The 15,311-nt window shown below is 63.2% G+C and carries 14 protein-coding genes; 6 read left to right on the top strand and 8 right to left on the bottom strand.

From position 1 onward, the window contains the following. Positions 1-110 precede the first annotated feature (110 nt). From D6Z43_RS24215 to D6Z43_RS24190, 6 genes are all read right to left on the bottom strand, one after another. On the bottom strand, positions 111-995 hold the full coding sequence (locus D6Z43_RS24215; protein ID WP_120654546.1) for a ChaN family lipoprotein: 885 nt from the start codon (positions 993-995) through the stop codon (positions 111-113). 18 nt (positions 996-1,013) lie between these two features. Next, positions 1,014-1,781: a heme ABC transporter ATP-binding protein gene (locus tag D6Z43_RS24210; RefSeq protein WP_120654545.1), complete on the bottom strand. Its 768-nt coding sequence runs from the start codon at positions 1,779-1,781 to the stop codon at positions 1,014-1,016. Next, entirely contained in the window at positions 1,781-2,818 is a 1,038-nt protein-coding gene (locus D6Z43_RS24205; RefSeq protein WP_120654544.1) for an iron ABC transporter permease, read from the bottom strand. Before D6Z43_RS24205 ends, D6Z43_RS24210 begins: the two co-directional genes overlap by 1 nt. Further along, on the bottom strand, positions 2,815-3,714 hold the full coding sequence (locus tag D6Z43_RS24200; protein ID WP_120654543.1) for a hemin ABC transporter substrate-binding protein: 900 nt from the start codon (positions 3,712-3,714) through the stop codon (positions 2,815-2,817). Before D6Z43_RS24200 ends, D6Z43_RS24205 begins: the two co-directional genes overlap by 4 nt. A 99-nt stretch (positions 3,715-3,813) precedes the next feature. After that, entirely contained in the window at positions 3,814-4,878 is a 1,065-nt protein-coding gene (locus D6Z43_RS24195; protein WP_120654542.1) for a hemin-degrading factor, read from the bottom strand. A gap of 17 nt (positions 4,879-4,895) precedes the next feature. After that, entirely contained in the window at positions 4,896-5,612 is a 717-nt protein-coding gene (locus D6Z43_RS24190; RefSeq protein WP_120654541.1) for an energy transducer TonB, read from the bottom strand. 226 nt (positions 5,613-5,838) lie between these two features. Here D6Z43_RS24190 and D6Z43_RS24185 point away from each other — a divergent pair, with 226 nt between their 5' ends. Next, positions 5,839-8,136, top strand: a complete 2,298-nt coding sequence (locus tag D6Z43_RS24185; RefSeq protein ID WP_120654540.1) for a TonB-dependent hemoglobin/transferrin/lactoferrin family receptor — start codon at positions 5,839-5,841, stop codon at positions 8,134-8,136. Between the two features lie 222 nt (positions 8,137-8,358). Continuing rightward, a complete protein-coding gene (locus D6Z43_RS24180) occupies positions 8,359-8,682 on the top strand; it encodes a Rieske (2Fe-2S) protein (RefSeq protein ID WP_120654539.1) in 324 nt (107 codons plus the stop codon). 3 nt (positions 8,683-8,685) lie between these two features. On the opposite strand, the gene sfsA is transcribed toward D6Z43_RS24180, so the two are convergent. Both sfsA and D6Z43_RS24170 read right to left on the bottom strand, forming a co-directional pair. After that, positions 8,686-9,393 (bottom strand): DNA/RNA nuclease SfsA, encoded by a 708-nt coding sequence (gene sfsA, locus D6Z43_RS24175; protein ID WP_120654538.1) that lies wholly within the window; start codon positions 9,391-9,393, stop codon positions 8,686-8,688. Then, positions 9,390-10,565, bottom strand: a complete 1,176-nt coding sequence (locus tag D6Z43_RS24170) for a pyridoxal phosphate-dependent aminotransferase (protein ID WP_120654537.1) — start codon at positions 10,563-10,565, stop codon at positions 9,390-9,392. The genes sfsA and D6Z43_RS24170 overlap by 4 nt, the downstream gene beginning before the upstream one ends. A gap of 193 nt (positions 10,566-10,758) precedes the next feature. Here D6Z43_RS24170 and dksA point away from each other — a divergent pair, with 193 nt between their 5' ends. From dksA to D6Z43_RS24150, 4 genes are read left to right on the top strand one after another with little or no spacing between them, the layout of a single operon-like run. After that, on the top strand, positions 10,759-11,202 hold the full coding sequence (gene dksA, locus D6Z43_RS24165) for an RNA polymerase-binding protein DksA (protein ID WP_120654536.1): 444 nt from the start codon (positions 10,759-10,761) through the stop codon (positions 11,200-11,202). A gap of 48 nt (positions 11,203-11,250) precedes the next feature. After that, entirely contained in the window at positions 11,251-12,135 is an 885-nt protein-coding gene (gene gluQRS / locus D6Z43_RS24160; protein WP_120655351.1) for a tRNA glutamyl-Q(34) synthetase GluQRS, read from the top strand. 60 nt (positions 12,136-12,195) lie between these two features. Next, positions 12,196-12,372: a hypothetical protein gene (locus D6Z43_RS24155; protein WP_003095129.1), complete on the top strand. Its 177-nt coding sequence runs from the start codon at positions 12,196-12,198 to the stop codon at positions 12,370-12,372. After that, positions 12,356-15,310 (top strand): sensor histidine kinase, encoded by a 2,955-nt coding sequence (locus D6Z43_RS24150; RefSeq protein ID WP_162945871.1) that lies wholly within the window; start codon positions 12,356-12,358, stop codon positions 15,308-15,310. The genes D6Z43_RS24155 and D6Z43_RS24150 overlap by 17 nt, the downstream gene beginning before the upstream one ends. The last annotated feature ends 1 nt before the right edge of the window (position 15,311 follow it).

Raw genomic sequence — 15,311 nt, 5'->3', positions numbered from 1 at the left:
GATTCCAAGCAGTCGGACTCTTCAGATTATCTCCTCATCAGGCTAATCACGGTTTTCGACCCGGCAAATTGCCGGGTCTTTTTTTGCTCGCGACTTTTATCCGACGCGCCTCAGCGTGCCGGTGCCATCTGCTTCTTCAGGTTGGCGCAATGATCGATAGGTGGGAGCGCCGCGGTGTACCAGACGTAGTCGGCAGCGCCCTGCCCCACTGGCTTACCCACCTCGGAGAGGACCAGTACCGCATTGCCATCAGCCTTGCCCAGGTCAGCCAGATGCAGGGGCACGCCCAGATCGCGGCGCACATGGAACGCCCCAGCGAACAACATGGCCGGAGCAGGCGCCGCCAGCAGCCTCTCGGCCATGCGGCGGTCACGTTGCTGCTGCACCGCCAGCATCGCCGGCGTCTGCGATTCAGGCAGCATGCCGCAGTGCGATTCGCGAATCTGCTCCAGTAGCGGTCCACGTACGGAATCAGCAGTGGATAACTTGCCTTTCAGGACCGGGCGATCCTTATAGATGCGCTTGATTTCGCTGCGATCGAGGTTTGCCGCCAGCAGCGGATAGGGCTGCATCAGGGCATGCTGGACAATCGGACCGTACAGCTCCCAACTCCAGTTCTTCTGCCAGGCCAGCGCCTGAGGCAAATCGCTGGGCAACGGCCCCCGGCGCACGGCATCGATCTTGGCCTGCTGTTCGGGTTCGAGCATCTCCAGCAGCAGGCTGCCCTGTTCACGACGAGTTTCAAGAGCCCGCAGCAACCAAAGCTGCAGGGCATGGTGATCCGGATTGTCATGCTGCTCGCCAACCAGCACGCGCGGCTGTGCAGCGAGTCGCTCGACCAGTTGCTCCGGCGTCAATTGCTCCCCGGTGTTCAGGTCACGGATAACACCCAGTTCCGGTCGATTTCGCCCCTCGGGGCTCTGCCAGGCTGGCGGCGGTGGCAGGGTCTGGCAGGCAGCCAGCAAGCTGCAGAGAACAAGCAGGAAAACACGCATGGAAGATCCTTGTTTGATTCAGCGAGCAACAATCAGGGGATGGCCCCGCTCAGGATGGCGCTGCACCAGCACTTCAAGGCCGAATACTGCCTTGAGCGGTTCGGCCTGGAGCACCTGCTCCGGCGAGCCCAGCACATGGGGACGACCGTCGGCGAGCAGTAGCAGGCGATCGCAGTAGCGCGCGGCCAGATTCAGATCATGAAGGATCACCAGCACCGCCACGCCGCGCTCGGCAAAGGTCCGCACAGCCTGCAGGGTCGTGTGCTGGTGCAAGGGATCGAGTGCCGAAGTGGGTTCGTCCAGTAACAGTATCTGCCCGGCACTTCCTGGCCAGAGCTGCGCCAGAACCCGAGCCAGGTGCACCCGCTGGCGCTCGCCTCCGGACAGCGCCACATAGCTGCGACCTGCAAGGTGGCTGGCATCCGCTGCCTCCAAGGCCTGCGCGACTACCTCGGCATCTCGTTCCCGCCCGGTGTCGTGAGGCATGCGTCCCATGGCCACGACTTCTTCGACACGAAACGCGAAGCTCAGCGTCGAGCTTTGCGGCAACACCGCAAGACGCCGAGCACGCTGCGGGCCGCTCCAGTCCGCGAGCGCACGATCATCGAGACTTACTCGCCCTCCCGCGGCCGACACCTCGCCGCACAGGGCAGCGAGCAGCGTGCTCTTGCCCGCTCCGTTGGGTCCGAGCACACCCAGCACCTCGCCAGGCTGCAGCTCCAGGTCAATGCCCGTCAGCACTTGTTTGCCGCCGCGCAGCACGTCCAGCCGTTCAACGCGCAGCATCAGCTACGACCTCGCACCAGCAGATAAAGGAAGAACGGCGCGCCGATCAGCGCCGTGACGATACCGATGGGCAACTCTGCCGGCGCCAGCACCAGGCGCGCAGCCAGGTCCGCCAGCAGCATCAGGCTGGCCCCGGCCAATGCCGAGGCTGGCAGCAGGACGCGGTGATCGGGCCCCGAAACCAGGCGCACCAGGTGCGGCACGACCAGGCCGATGAAGCCGATCAGGCCGGCCGCCGCCACCGCGGCACCTACGCCAAGGGCGGTGCAGAACACCAGCTCGCGCTTCAGGCGCTCCACATCGAACCCCAGGTGACGGGCCTCAGACTCGCCCAGCAACATGGCATTCAGCGCCTTGGCCCTGCGCGGAAGCCAGACGATGACAAACACAGTGACGATGAGCAGCGGCCACAGCCGCGAGTAGCTGGCGCCATTGAGGCTGCCCATGTTCCAGAAGGTCAGGCTGCGCAGGGTGGCGTCGTCGGCCAGGTAGGTAAACAGGCCTATCACCGCGCCGGCCAACGCCGTCAGGGCGATGCCTGCGAGCAGCATGGTGGCCACACTGGTCTGACCATCGCGACGTCCCAGGCGATAGACCAGCACCGTCACTCCCAAGCCGCCGGCAAAGGCGCACATGGATAGCAGATAGGGCGCGAATGCATCCGGCAATCCACCCAGCGCAGAACCTCCGACGATGGCGGCGGCGCCCCCCAAAGCGGCGCCACTGGATACCCCAACCAACCCAGGGTCCGCCAGCGGATTGCGGAACAGGCCTTGCATCGCGACACCAGACAAAGCCAGCACCGCACCCACCGCCAGGCCGAGCAAGGCGCGCGGCAGACGGATCTGGCCAACGATCAGCTCAGCCTGCTCGAGACCCTGAGCGGAAAACGGCAGGCCAGCCATGCGCAGGGCCGCGCGCAGGGTGTCGCCCAGCGGCAGGCTGACTGGACCTAGCGCCAGCGCCAACCAGAGTGCCAGGAACAGCAGAACGCCCAGGGCAATGAACAATGGGCGGGAAGGGACAGACGCGATCATGGTTGGCTCAGGCTTTTCTCGGTAAGGGCCGGAGCCGAAGGATAGAAGCCTGCGGAAAGCGCAGCCATGCCATCAGGCAGGCGTGGACCCAGCCCGCCCACCAGCAAGGTCGGATCGAGGCTGAGCAGGCGGCCCTCACGAGCGGCACGGGTCGCAGCCAGGGCCGGATTCTGCTTGAGCAGCGCCTCGCGGGCGGCATCACCTTCCAGGCGGCGATCAGCGATCACCACTACGTCCGGGTCCAGCGCAGCAAGCGCTTCATTGGAAATCGCCTTGTAACCCTGATGATCGGCAAGGTTCTGCCCACCGGCACGCTCAATCAGCCACGCTGCGGCCGTGTCCTTGCCGCCCGCCATCGGGCTGCTACCGGAATGCCCCAGCAGGAAAAGTACCCGTGGCGACCTCTGTGTCTGCTGTGCCTTGGCGACCCAGTCAGCCTGGCGCTGCAGTCGCTGGCGGTAATCTGCAAGGGCCCTGGCGGCACGAGCCTCATTGCCCAGCAGGCTACCGATCAGCTTGAGATTCTTTTCAAGGGTGGAGAGGTCGGGAGTGGACTGCAGGCGCTCGATACGCACCCCGGCCGTGCTGATTTGCGCCAGCACCGGCGGAGGCCCCATCTCCTCGGTACCTACCAGGATGTCTGGACGGAGCGAGAGTATGCCCTCCGCCGCCAACTGTCGCTGATAGCCGATGCTGGGAAGGCTTTTCAGTGCCTCTGGATGCTGACTGGTGGTGTCCACGCCCACGAGCTTTTCCTGCCCACCCAGTACCACCACCCACTCGCTGACGGAACCACCGGCGCTGACCCAGCGCTGGGGCAAGGCCTCGGCCGCAGCGGCCTGGTGAGAAAGCAGGATGCCTGCGCAAAGGCTGGCCAGACCGACAACTAGACGCATCGAAAACAACTCCATCGCTGAATGCGGGAAACGCCAACGCCCTGTTTTAACAGGGCGTTGGCCTGGATCTGGGCGCCGTGCTCCCCTGGATGCTCGACCTCAGAGTGCCGGCGCGGCTTCCGCCAGCGCTCGCCAGTCGTCACGCTCAGGAATACCGGGTTTGCGCGCGCCGAACAATTGCACAACCAATTGTCCTTCGGCATCGAAGGCCTCCCAGCTGGTGATCACGCCATCGGTGCTGGGTTTGCGCACACGCCACAGCTCGGTCACGCCGGCGGTTTGCAGGTGCAGGTTGAACTCCGGATCGAGAACATTGAACCAGGTGTCCAGCCACTTCAGGTTGCTAACTGGGCCGCTGTGAATCTGGATGCAGTGGCGGTTTCCAACGAACACCATGATCGGCACTTCACGCGCACCGGCTTCTTCCAGCAGGGGCGGCAACTCGACGGTGTCCAACTGCTCGGCCCACTCAGTACCGGCCAGACGCAGCGCCTGGGTACGCTCGGCTCCATGCTTTTTCAGCAGAGCGAAGAAGTGGTGAGTGTCCTTCAGCGCTGCCCAGCCGTCGCGCAGGGCGTCGACATCGATCTCGGCATCGGGCTTGGCCTGCACCTGTTCTGGCTGCGGGTGCAGATCGATCTCGTCGATTTGCTCCTCAGCACGGAAGCGCTCCACCAGCGGCTCCCAGGCGGCCAGCTCACTGTCGTCAGTGAGGAAGACCTTATGCACGGCAGTGCCTTGCTGATCGAAGATCTGCACGCTGCGCCGGGTACCACGCGGGGACTCCTCAGCCACGGCGAAAACGCTGGCCCAGCCGCTCATGAAGAGACGCAGGTCGATATCGGCGGATACCACCAAGCCCATCTGGCCGTTAGCCATGACCGAGACTTCGCGGTAGTAGCCCTTGCGCTCATGCACGCAATGCTCGTTGCGGGTCAGCGCCATGATGTAGCCAAGCTCGCCCAGGGCCGGCAGCAGGCCTGCCCAGTCCGGACGCAGGCGCACGGTATCGACGCCGAGGCGACTGGCAGTCAGTTCGGCCTCGCTCACGGACAGGAGCTGGGCGGCATCGCGGGTGCGCAGGCGCGGCTGCTCGGATCGCAGCGTCTGCCATGCCTGGTAGAGAGGAGAAGCCGGGCTGGTGGTCGAAGTTTGCAGGCTCATCTGAAGCTCCTTGTTATTCAGCGACTCGCCGAAAGGGCGAACTCAATGGGAATGTGCACGCGGCTAGGCACTGGCTGGCCATTCTGGGTTTCGGCGCGGAAGCGCCACGCAGCTACCGCATCCATGGCCGATCTATCAAGGCTCTCCACTCCAGAGGAGCGAAGGAGCCGTATCTCGCGAAGCAGGCCTTTCTCGTCCAACCGCACCTCGACCAGGACAAGGCCCTGCTGGTTACGACGCCGGGCCTGAGCCGGATAAATCGGAGGTTTGGGCGACGTGAGGAACGAAGGTTCACGACTGAAAACCTCGGTGACGACCGGCTTGGCCGTTGCCGCGGGGGCACTGGCAGCGGCTGACGACTCGGAATGACTGAGTGCCGGGCTCGCCGCCACGGCCTGCGGTTGCGCTGGTGCAACGGCTTTGGCTTTTGCGGATTCGACTGGCGCTACAGGCTTGGCAGGCGTCGGGCGCGGCTTGCTCGCCAACACAGGCTTGGATACTGGCCGCTGGACCTTCACCGACTGCGCTGGCTTGGAAGGGAGCACCCGCCGGCGCATTACCGAGGCAAGAGGTTGAACAGGCGCGGGGGCAGGCTCGGGGCTGACCAGCCGGACCATCATCGGCGCAGACGACTGCAATGCCGTGCCCGGCTCTTCCAGCAGGTCATGCAGGAGCCAACCCGCGACAAAGTGCAGGGCCAGGACAATCGAAAAGCAGAACAGGAAGCGCGGCATCGCAACGGTCAATTTCTAAATACGAATGCATTTGATTATTATTTGAATTTATCTGTCAACGCCATTATGGTTCTGCGCCGATATCAACCTGCGATCACCAGTAAGACCTGACGAACGAGCCCCGAGAAAGGCGGAAAAAATCGCTGGAAACGGATGCCACCACGCCGGAAAGCCACGGCGTTTTCCAGTCAGGGGACTAGTACGCCTTGCTAACAGGAGCCTTGCCATGCCGTTGCGTCCTCCCTTTGCCCGCCGTACCGGGCTAGCCCTGATGCTGCTCTGCCCCTCCCTCGCACTGGCAGCCGAAAAGGCCGCAACTCAGTTCGACACCATGACGGTGACGGCCACCCGCAGCGAGCAGCGCCTCGATGAGGTCCCCAGCACGGTTTCGGTTCAGACCGAGCGCGACATCGACCATAAGAATGTGAACAACATTCGCGACCTGGTGCGCTACGAGCCGGGGGTTTCGGTGAGCGGTACCGGTAGCCGCTTCGGCCTGTCCGGTTTCACCATTCGCGGCATCGGCGGCAACCGCGTGCTGACCCAAGTGGATGGCGTGTCCGTACCGGACGCTTTCAACTTCGGCCCCTTCCTGAATGCCCAGCGCAATTACATCGACCCGGATATCGTCAAGCAGGTGGAAATCATCCGTGGCCCGGCGTCCTCGCTGTACGGCAGCGATGCCATCGGTGGTGCGGTGAGCTTCCTGACCAAGGATGCCGCCGACTATCTGGATGAAGGCGATGACGCCTACGCCCGCCTGAAGACCGGCTACAGCAGCGCCGACAACAGCTGGCTGCGCAGCGCGACCTTCGTCGGCCGCCAGGGCGTGGTTGATGGCGTGCTTCATCTGGGCCGTCGCAGTGGCGACGAAGTCGAGACCTTCGGTGGTCGTGGCGGTACTGGCGCCGGCCGCGAGGAAGCGAACCCGCAGGACTTCACCACCGACAACCTGCTGGCCAAGATCGGCTGGAACTACGCAGGCAACGATCGCCTGCAACTGAGTTACGAGCGCTTCCAGGACGACGTGGACACCCGTGTACTCAGCGAAGCCTCGACCCTGACTTCCACGTCCCTCGGCGGCGGCATGTTCAGCAACGCTCTGATCGCGGCGAGCAATGCCACTGACAGCACCGACCGCGAGCGCATCAGCCTGGAACACCAACTGGAGCTGGATACCGTCTTTGCCGATCAACTGAAGTGGCAGCTCAATCACCAGGACAGCAAGATTCGTCAGCAGACCGATCAGAGCCGCTACAGCTGGGTAGCCTTCAACCGCAACCCGACGCCGCCGGCCTCGGCCTTCGAACGCCTGCGCACCCGTGACTCGACCTACGAAGAGAAGCTCTGGTCATTCAACGGCCAGCTCGACAAGAACTTCGCCATCGGCGATACCCAGCACCATCTGATCTACGGCGTCGATCTCAAGCGCCTGGAAAGCAGCGACCTGCGCAAGGGCAATGAGATTCGCGTCAGCACTGGCCAGCCCCTGCCACCGGCCTTCGGCGCGGAAACCTTCCCGCTGAGCGACTTCCCCGATCCGGTCACGCACGAATACGCCCTGCTCGTCCAGGACAGCATCGAGATCGGCCGCTGGACTCTGCTGCCGGGCCTGCGCTACGACTACTACGAACTCAAGCCCGACGTGACCGCGGAATACCTGAACAGCAATCCGGTGAACCGCAACCCCTCCGACTTCAGCGACAACCAACTCTCGCCCAAGCTCGGTGTCACCTACCGCCTGGACGACGCCCACAGCATTTACGGTCAGTACGCTGCAGGCTTCAAGGCGCCGGAACCTGTGGATATCTTCGGCGAGTTCGTCAACGCCGGGATGGGCTACCAGACCATCGCCAACACCAGCCTGAAGCCGGAAACCAGCGACAGCTACGAGATCGGCCTGCGTGGCAAATACGACGTCGGCAGTTTCGGCGTGGCGGTGTTCTACAACCGCTACGAGGACTTCATCGACCAGGTGACCATCCCCGACCCGACCGGCAACAACCTGCTTACCTTCCAGTCGCAGAATCTAAACAAGGTGACCATTCGTGGCGCCGAAGCGAAAGGCGAGCTGTTCCTCAACCAATTCGGCCTACCCACCGGCACCCGCCTTATCGGTTCCATCGCCTATGCACGGGGCAAGAACGAGGAAACCGGCGAGCCGATCAACAGCATCGACCCGCTCAAGGCGGTCATTGGCCTGGGTTATGCCGAGCCGACCGGAAAGTTCGGTGGCGAACTGGCCTGGACCCTGGTCAAGGGCAAGGACCGCATCGACCAGACGAACAACGCCAGTCTGCGCATCACCGAGCAGTTCGCCACGCCTGGCTACGGCACCCTGGACCTGAACACCTGGTGGCAGGTTACCGACGCCTTCTCGGTCAACGCCGGCCTGTTCAACCTGACCGACAAGGAATACTGGCAGTGGGGCGACGTCCAGGGCCTGGACGCCAGCAGCCGCAGCCTCGGTCGCTACACCCAGCCGGGGCGCAACGCATCGGTCAACCTGGTCTGGGAAATCTAAGAACCGGTTTACGATTTTGCGAGCTAGCGAGGAACAAGGCGAAAAAGGCTGAGGAGGCGGAGTTTACGGCCTGTAAATGAGCATTCAGAAGCCATTTTCAACACAGTCACTGCGACGCGCTGCAGATCGTGAATGGGCTCTATCCCGCTTCAGCACAAGGACGTGCCCCTCTTGGCAATCCACAGCGGCGCGCGATAATGCGCGCCTGCTGTGGAGAAGCCGATGATCCTTCTTTGTCGCCCCGACGAACTGCCTGAAGGCCAGAGCCGGGGCTTTGTCGTTGATGGCCTGAATATCCTGCTGGTGCGCCGGAATGGGCAGATCCATGCCTACGAGAACCGCTGCCCGCACCGGGGAATTCCTCTGGAATGGACGCCGGACCAGTTTCTCGACCACAGCGGCAGCCTCATCCAATGCGCTACCCATGGCGCACTGTTCCTGATCGAGTCCGGCGAATGCGTCACGGGCCCCTGTGTCGGCGAGGTACTGGAGCCGGTGGGCATTTTCGAAGATGCCGACGGCATCTGGCTGCTGGACGCAGCCTGAGGCTCAGATCCTCACATCAAGACGGCGGCAGACGCGCACCTCTTCCGGCGTCAGTTCGACACCGTAGGCCAGCACTTCGACGCCGGCAGAAACGGCCTCACGCAGGGCCGCCGAATAAGCCGGATCGATTTCTTCGGCCGGGCGCACTGCATCGATACCCGAGAGGTTCACGCAATACAACTGCACGGCCCGCACGCCATCACGGGCGAGCGCAGCCAGTTCGCGCAGGTGCTTGCTGCCCCTCGTGGTCACTGCATCGGGAAAAGCGGCGACCGACGTGCCGTCGAACCCCAGCGTGACACTCTTCACTTCGATGAAGGCCGGCCCCGCAGCGAAGTCCAAGCGGAAGTCGGCACGGCTGTTTTCCTGCCCGTAGGCTACTTCGCGCCTGAGGCTGGAGAAACCCGCAAGTTCCTTGATCACGCCCGTCTGCAATGCCTCTTCCACCAATGCATTGGCGCGGGCAGTGTTGACGCAGGCCAGACGCCCCTGTGGCGTCTCGGCGATTTCCCAGGTACCGGGCAGCTTGCGCTTGGGATCGTTGGAGCGACTGAACCATACCCGGCAGCCCTCGCTCATGCAGTTCAGCATCGAGCCGGTATTGGGGCAGTGGATAGTCAATTGCTCCCCCGAAGCGGTCTCGATGTCCGCGAGGAAGCGCTTGTAACGCTTGAGCAGCCTGCCCACTTCCAGGGTCGGGGCGAACTTCATTGGCCCGCCCAGGTCTTCAAGCCGCGCGCCAGGCGCTGCACCGCCTCGTCCAGGCGCGGCAGGCTCTGCGTATAGGCAAAGCGCACATGGTGACCGGCCTGATAGCGGCCGAAATCCAGACCTGGGGTGAAGGCCAGGTGCTCGGTTTCGATGAAGTGCCTACAGAAGGCATAGGCATCGCCGCCAAAGGCGGAAATATCCGCGTACAGATAGAAGGCGCCTTCTGGCTCGACTGCGATGCGGAAACCCAGTTCACGCAGGGCTGGCAGCAGGAAGTCGCGACGGCGAGCGAACTCTTCGCGGCGCTGTTCGAAGATTTCCAATGTGCGCGGCTCGAAGCAAGCCAGAGCCGCATACTGCGCCATAGAAGGCGCACTGATGTAGAGGTTCTGCGCCAGCTTCTCCAGTTCGGGCACGGCATCGGCAGGCGCCACCAGCCAGCCAAGACGCCAGCCGGTCATGCCGAAGTACTTGGAAAAGCTGTTCAGCACGAAGGCGTCATCATCCACTTCCAGCACGCTGCTGGCGTCCATCCCGTAGGTCAGGCCGTGGTAGATCTCGTCCACCACCAGGTGGCCACCGCGGGCCCTGAGGGTCTGCGACAGCGCGGCCAGGTCATCGAGGTGCAGCACGGTGCCCGTGGGATTGGCCGGCGAGGCGACCAACGCCCCCACGCTGTCGGCGTCCCAGTGCCGCTCGACCAGTTGCGGGGTCAGCTGATAGCGGGTTTCCGGCCCGACCGGCACCAGTTGTGCGCCCCCCTCCACAAGACGGAGGAAGTGGCGGTTGCAAGGATAGCCGGGGTCGGCCAGCAGCCAGTGCTTGCCCGGGTCCACCAGCAGGCTGCTGGCCAGCAGCAAGGCGCCCGAGCCACCGGGGGTGATGAGAATGCGATCTGGGTCTATGTTCAACCGATAGCGCGATGCGTAGAAGCCGGCGATAGCTTCGCGCAGTTGCGGCAATCCGCGAGCGGCGGTGTAACGGGTATGCCCGGCGGCCAAGGCGGCCTGTCCGGCCTGGATGATGGGTTCGGCGGTGGTGAAGTCCGGCTCGCCGATTTCCAGGTGGATCACATCATGACCCGCCGCCTGGAGTTCGTTGGCGCGAGCCAACAGGGCCATGACATGGAAGGGTTCGATGGCGCGGCTGCGTGCACTGTAGGACTGGGCCATTGGCCTTCCTTTATTAAGGCAAAGAGAGGATTCTAACCAATGGTCCCTGGACGCTGCAGCATGTACGACGCCGGGGAGTGGCGTACCCGGATTTGATCTGGTAAGTTCGCCCGCTTGCAGCCGCAGGGCCGGCACCGCCGGCGATGGACCATAATCCTGCGCAATGGATTAAGAAAGTGAGAGGCGGCCATCCATGCCCACCAATGCAAAACAACAGAACAGCCAGTTGATTCGTGGCTTCGTGCCCTACCAAGAGACCAAGGGCGAGGAGTACATGAGCGACCGCATGCGTGCTCACTTCACCAACATCCTCAACAAGTGGAAGCTGGAGTTGATGGAAGAGGTGGATCGTACCGTGCACCACATGCAGGACGAAGCTGCCAACTTCCCCGACCCGGCCGACCGCGCCAGCCAGGAAGAAGAATTCAGCCTGGAACTGCGCGCCCGTGACCGTGAGCGCAAGTTGATCAAGAAGATCGACGAGACTCTCCAGCTGATCGAAGACAACGATTACGGCTGGTGCGACTCTTGCGGCGTCGAGATCGGCATTCGCCGTCTGGAAGCCCGCCCCACCGCCACTCTCTGCATCGACTGCAAGACCCTGGCGGAGATCAAGGAAAAGCAGCTCGGCTCCTGATGCCGATACGGGGCGCCAATGGCGCCCCGTTGCTTTGTCCGCAACATGATGTCCCCTGCCTATATCGGGCGTTTCGCCCCAACGCCCAGCGGCTATCTGCATTTTGGTTCGCTGGTCGCCGCCCTCGCCTCCTACCTCGATGCCCGCTCAGTCGGCGGTCGCTGGTTGCTGCGCATGGAAGACCTTGACCCTCCGCGCGAGGTGGAAGGTGCCCAGGCGGCAATCCTCCGAACCCTGGAAACCTACGGCTTTGAATGGGACGGCGAAATGGTGCGCCAAAGCGATCGCCAAGAGGCTTACGCCAAGGTCATCGACCGTCTCTATGAGATGGGGCTTGCCTATGCCTGCACCTGTTCACGCAAGCAGCTGGAGGGCCACCTGGGCATTTATCCGGGCTCGTGTCGCAACGCCCAGCATCCCCCGCACGATGCCGCCATACGCATCCGTGTACCGGAGTTGGAATACCACTTCGTAGACCGCGTCCAGGGCGAATACCGGCAACACCTGGGCCGGGAAGTGGGCGACTTCGTCATCCGCCGCCGCGACGGTCTCTACGCCTATCAATTGGCCGTAGTGCTGGACGATGCCTGGCAAGGCATTACGGACATCGTCCGCGGCGCCGACCTGCTGGATTCCACGCCGCGCCAGCTCTATCTGCAGGAGCTGCTCGGGCTCAGCCAGCCACGCTATCTGCATGTGCCCCTGATCATCCAGCCGGATGGGCACAAGCTGGGCAAGTCCTATCGTTCTCCGCCACTGCCAGCCGACAGTGCCGGACCGCTACTGGCACGCGCGCTGCGCACCCTCGGCCAGGAGCCGCCGGCTGAACTGGCCGATGGCAGCCCCCGCGAAGCACTGGACTGGGGGATCGCCCACTGGGATGCCACGCGCATACCGCGTTGCCGAACACTGGCCGAAACACAGCTGCGCTAGCCACTCGCCGCCGTACCGGGCATTCGCTACCATCGCGACAGACACGACGAGAATTGCGGCATGTACATCTATCGACTGGTCCTGCTCCTGGTGGTGGGAATCTACCTGTTCTCCCCCGCCATCATGGATTGGTGGATCGACCCCAACGGCGCCTGGTACCGCCCCTACCTGCTGTGGCTGATCCTGATCGTGGTGACCTTCATTCTGCAGAGTCAACGCGATGCTGATGAGCTTTAGCCTCACCCAGCTGATCCTGATCAGCGCTGCCTACCTACTGGCCCTGTTCGGCGTGGCCTGGCTCAGTGACCGGGGCTTCGTCCCGCGCTGGATCATCCGCCACCCGCTGACCTACACCCTGTCCCTGGGTGTGTACGCCAGCGCCTGGGCCTTCTACGGCACCGTTGGGTTGGCCTACCAGTACGGCTACGGTTTCCTCGCCAGCTACCTCGGCGTTTCGGGTGCCTTTTTGCTGGCCCCTGTATTGCTCTATCCGATTCTGCGAATCACGCGCACCTACCAGCTTTCGTCCCTGGCCGACCTCTTCGCCTTCCGCTTCCGCAGCACCTGGGCCGGCGCGCTCACCACGGTGATCATGATCATCGGCGTACTGCCACTTCTGGCTCTGCAAATCCAGGCGGTAGCCGACTCCATCGGCATCCTCACCCGCGAACCGGTGCACAATCGCGTCGCCTTCAGCTTCTGCGCCCTGATCACGCTGTTCACCATTCTCTTCGGAGCACGCCACATCGCCACCCGCGAGAAGCACGCTGGCCTGGTGTTTGCCATCGCCTTCGAATCGGTGGTCAAGCTGGTGGCCCTGGGTGGTATCGGCTTCTACGCGCTCTATGGCGTCTTCGGCGGCCCGCGCGAACTGGAGTTGTGGTTGCTGCAGAATCAGGCAGCCCTCTCCACCCTGCACACGCCTTTGCAGGAAGGTCCGTGGCGCACGCTGCTGCTGGTGTTCTTCGCTTCGGCGATCGTCATGCCGCACATGTACCACATGACTTTCACCGAGAATATCAACCCACGCGCCATGGTGAGCGCGAGTTGGGGCCTTCCCCTCTTCCTGCTGCTGATGAGCCTGGCCATTCCGTTGATTCTCTGGGCCGGCCTCAAGCTTGGAGCCACCACCAACCCTGAATACTTCACCCTCGGTCTCGGTATCGCAGTCGATAACCCGGCGCTGGCCCTGCTCGCCTATGTCGGCGGACTGTCGGCGGCCAGTGGCCTGATCATAGTGCTTACCCTGGCGCTCTCCGGGATGGCCCTGAACCACCTGGTGCTACCGCTCTACCAGCCACCGGCAGAAGGCAACATCTACCGCTGGCTGAAGTGGACCCGCCGCGCGCTGATCGCCTTCATCATCATGGCCGGCTACGGCTTCTACCTGCTGCTGGGCGCCGAGCAGGACCTGTCAAACCTTGGCATCGTCGCCTTCGTCGCCACCCTGCAGTTCCTGCCTGGTGCGCTTTCGGTGCTCTACTGGCCGACCGCCAACCGCCGTGGTTTCATCGCTGGCCTGCTGGCGGGCTTCATCGTCTGGCTGTTCGCCATGCTGTTGCCACTGGTGGGCAACCTGCAAGGCGTGTACCTGCCGCTGTTCAATGCCATCTACGTCCTCGACGACACCAGTTGGCACATCGCAGCGATCGCCTCCCTGGCGGCCAACGTGCTGATCTTCACCCTTGTCTCGCTCTTCACCGAAGCCAGTCCGGAAGAGATCAGCGCCGCTGAAGCCTGCACCGTGGACAACGTGCGTCGCCCACAACGCCGCGAACTGGTGGCCAGCTCGCCGCAGGAGTTCGCCAGCCAACTGGCCAAGCCGCTGGGCGCCAAGACAGCACAGAAGGAAGTGGAACAGGCGCTGCGCGACCTGCACCTGCCCTTCGACGAACGTCGCCCCTACGCCCTGCGTCGCCTGCGCGACCGCATCGAAGCCAACCTCTCCGGCCTGATGGGGCCGAGCGTTGCCCAGGACATGGTGGAAACTTTCCTGCCCTACAAATCGGGCAGCGAAGGCTACGTCACTGAAGACATCCATTTCATCGAAAGCCGGCTGGAGGACTATCACTCGCGCCTCACGGGCCTGGCCGCCGAGCTGGACGCCCTGCGCCGCTACCACCGTCAGACCTTGCAAGAACTGCCCATGGGCGTCTGCTCACTGGCCAAGGACCAGGAGATCCTGATGTGGAACCGAGCCATGGAGGAACTGACCGAAATCCCCGCGCAACGCGTCGTCGGATCACGCCTGTCCACCATCGCCGAGCCTTGGAAAGGACTACTGGAAGGCTTCATCAACCTGCCCGACGAGCACCTGCACAAGCAGCGCCTGACCCTGGAGGGCCAGGTGCGCGCCCTCAATCTGCACAAGGCGGCGATTGAAGAACCTCTGGCCCCCGGTAGCAGCGGCCTGGTACTGCTGGTGGAGGATGTGACCGACACCCAGTTGCTGGAGGACAAGTTGGTGCACTCCGAGCGCCTGGCGTCCATCGGCCGCCTCGCGGCAGGGGTTGCTCACGAAATCGGCAATCCCATCACCGGCATCGCCTGCCTGGCGCAGAACCTGCGCGAAGAGCGCGAGGGTGATTCCGAGATCAAGGAACTGAGCAGCCAGATCCTCGAACAGACCAAGCGCGTCACCCGCATTGTCCAGTCACTGATGAGTTTCGCCCATGCCGGCGGCCGCCAGCAGGCCAGCGAGCCAGTGTGTCTGGCGGAGGTTGCGCAGGATGCCATCGGACTGCTTTCGCTGAACAAGCGCAGCATCGAGGTGAGTTTCTTCAACCTCTGCGATCCGCAGCACGTCGTCGAAGGCGACCCGCAGCGCCTTGCCCAGGTCCTGATCAATCTGCTGTCCAACGCCCGTGACGCTTCCCCAGTGGGTAGCGCCATCCGCGTGCGCAGCGAAGCCTCGGAGCACACTGTCGATCTCGTCGTGGAAGACGAGGGCAGCGGCATTCCAAGGGCAATCATGGACCGCCTGTTCGAACCCTTCTTCACCACCAAGGACCCAGGGAAAGGGACCGGCCTTGGCCTTGCACTGGTCTATTCGATCGTGGAAGAGCATTATGGACAGATAACCATCGAAAGCCCGGCCGACTCCGAGAGCCAGCGCGGCACCCGAATCAGGGTGACGCTGCCTCGTTTTGTCGAAGCGACATCCGCCGTGAGCTGAG

The sequence above is a fragment of the Pseudomonas sp. DY-1 genome, from assembly GCF_003626975.1.
In the GTDB taxonomy this organism is placed as follows: Bacteria; Pseudomonadota; Gammaproteobacteria; order Pseudomonadales; family Pseudomonadaceae; genus Metapseudomonas.
The sequence above is the reverse complement of the archived record's forward strand: the minus strand, read 5'-3'. Positions and strand labels throughout refer to the sequence as shown.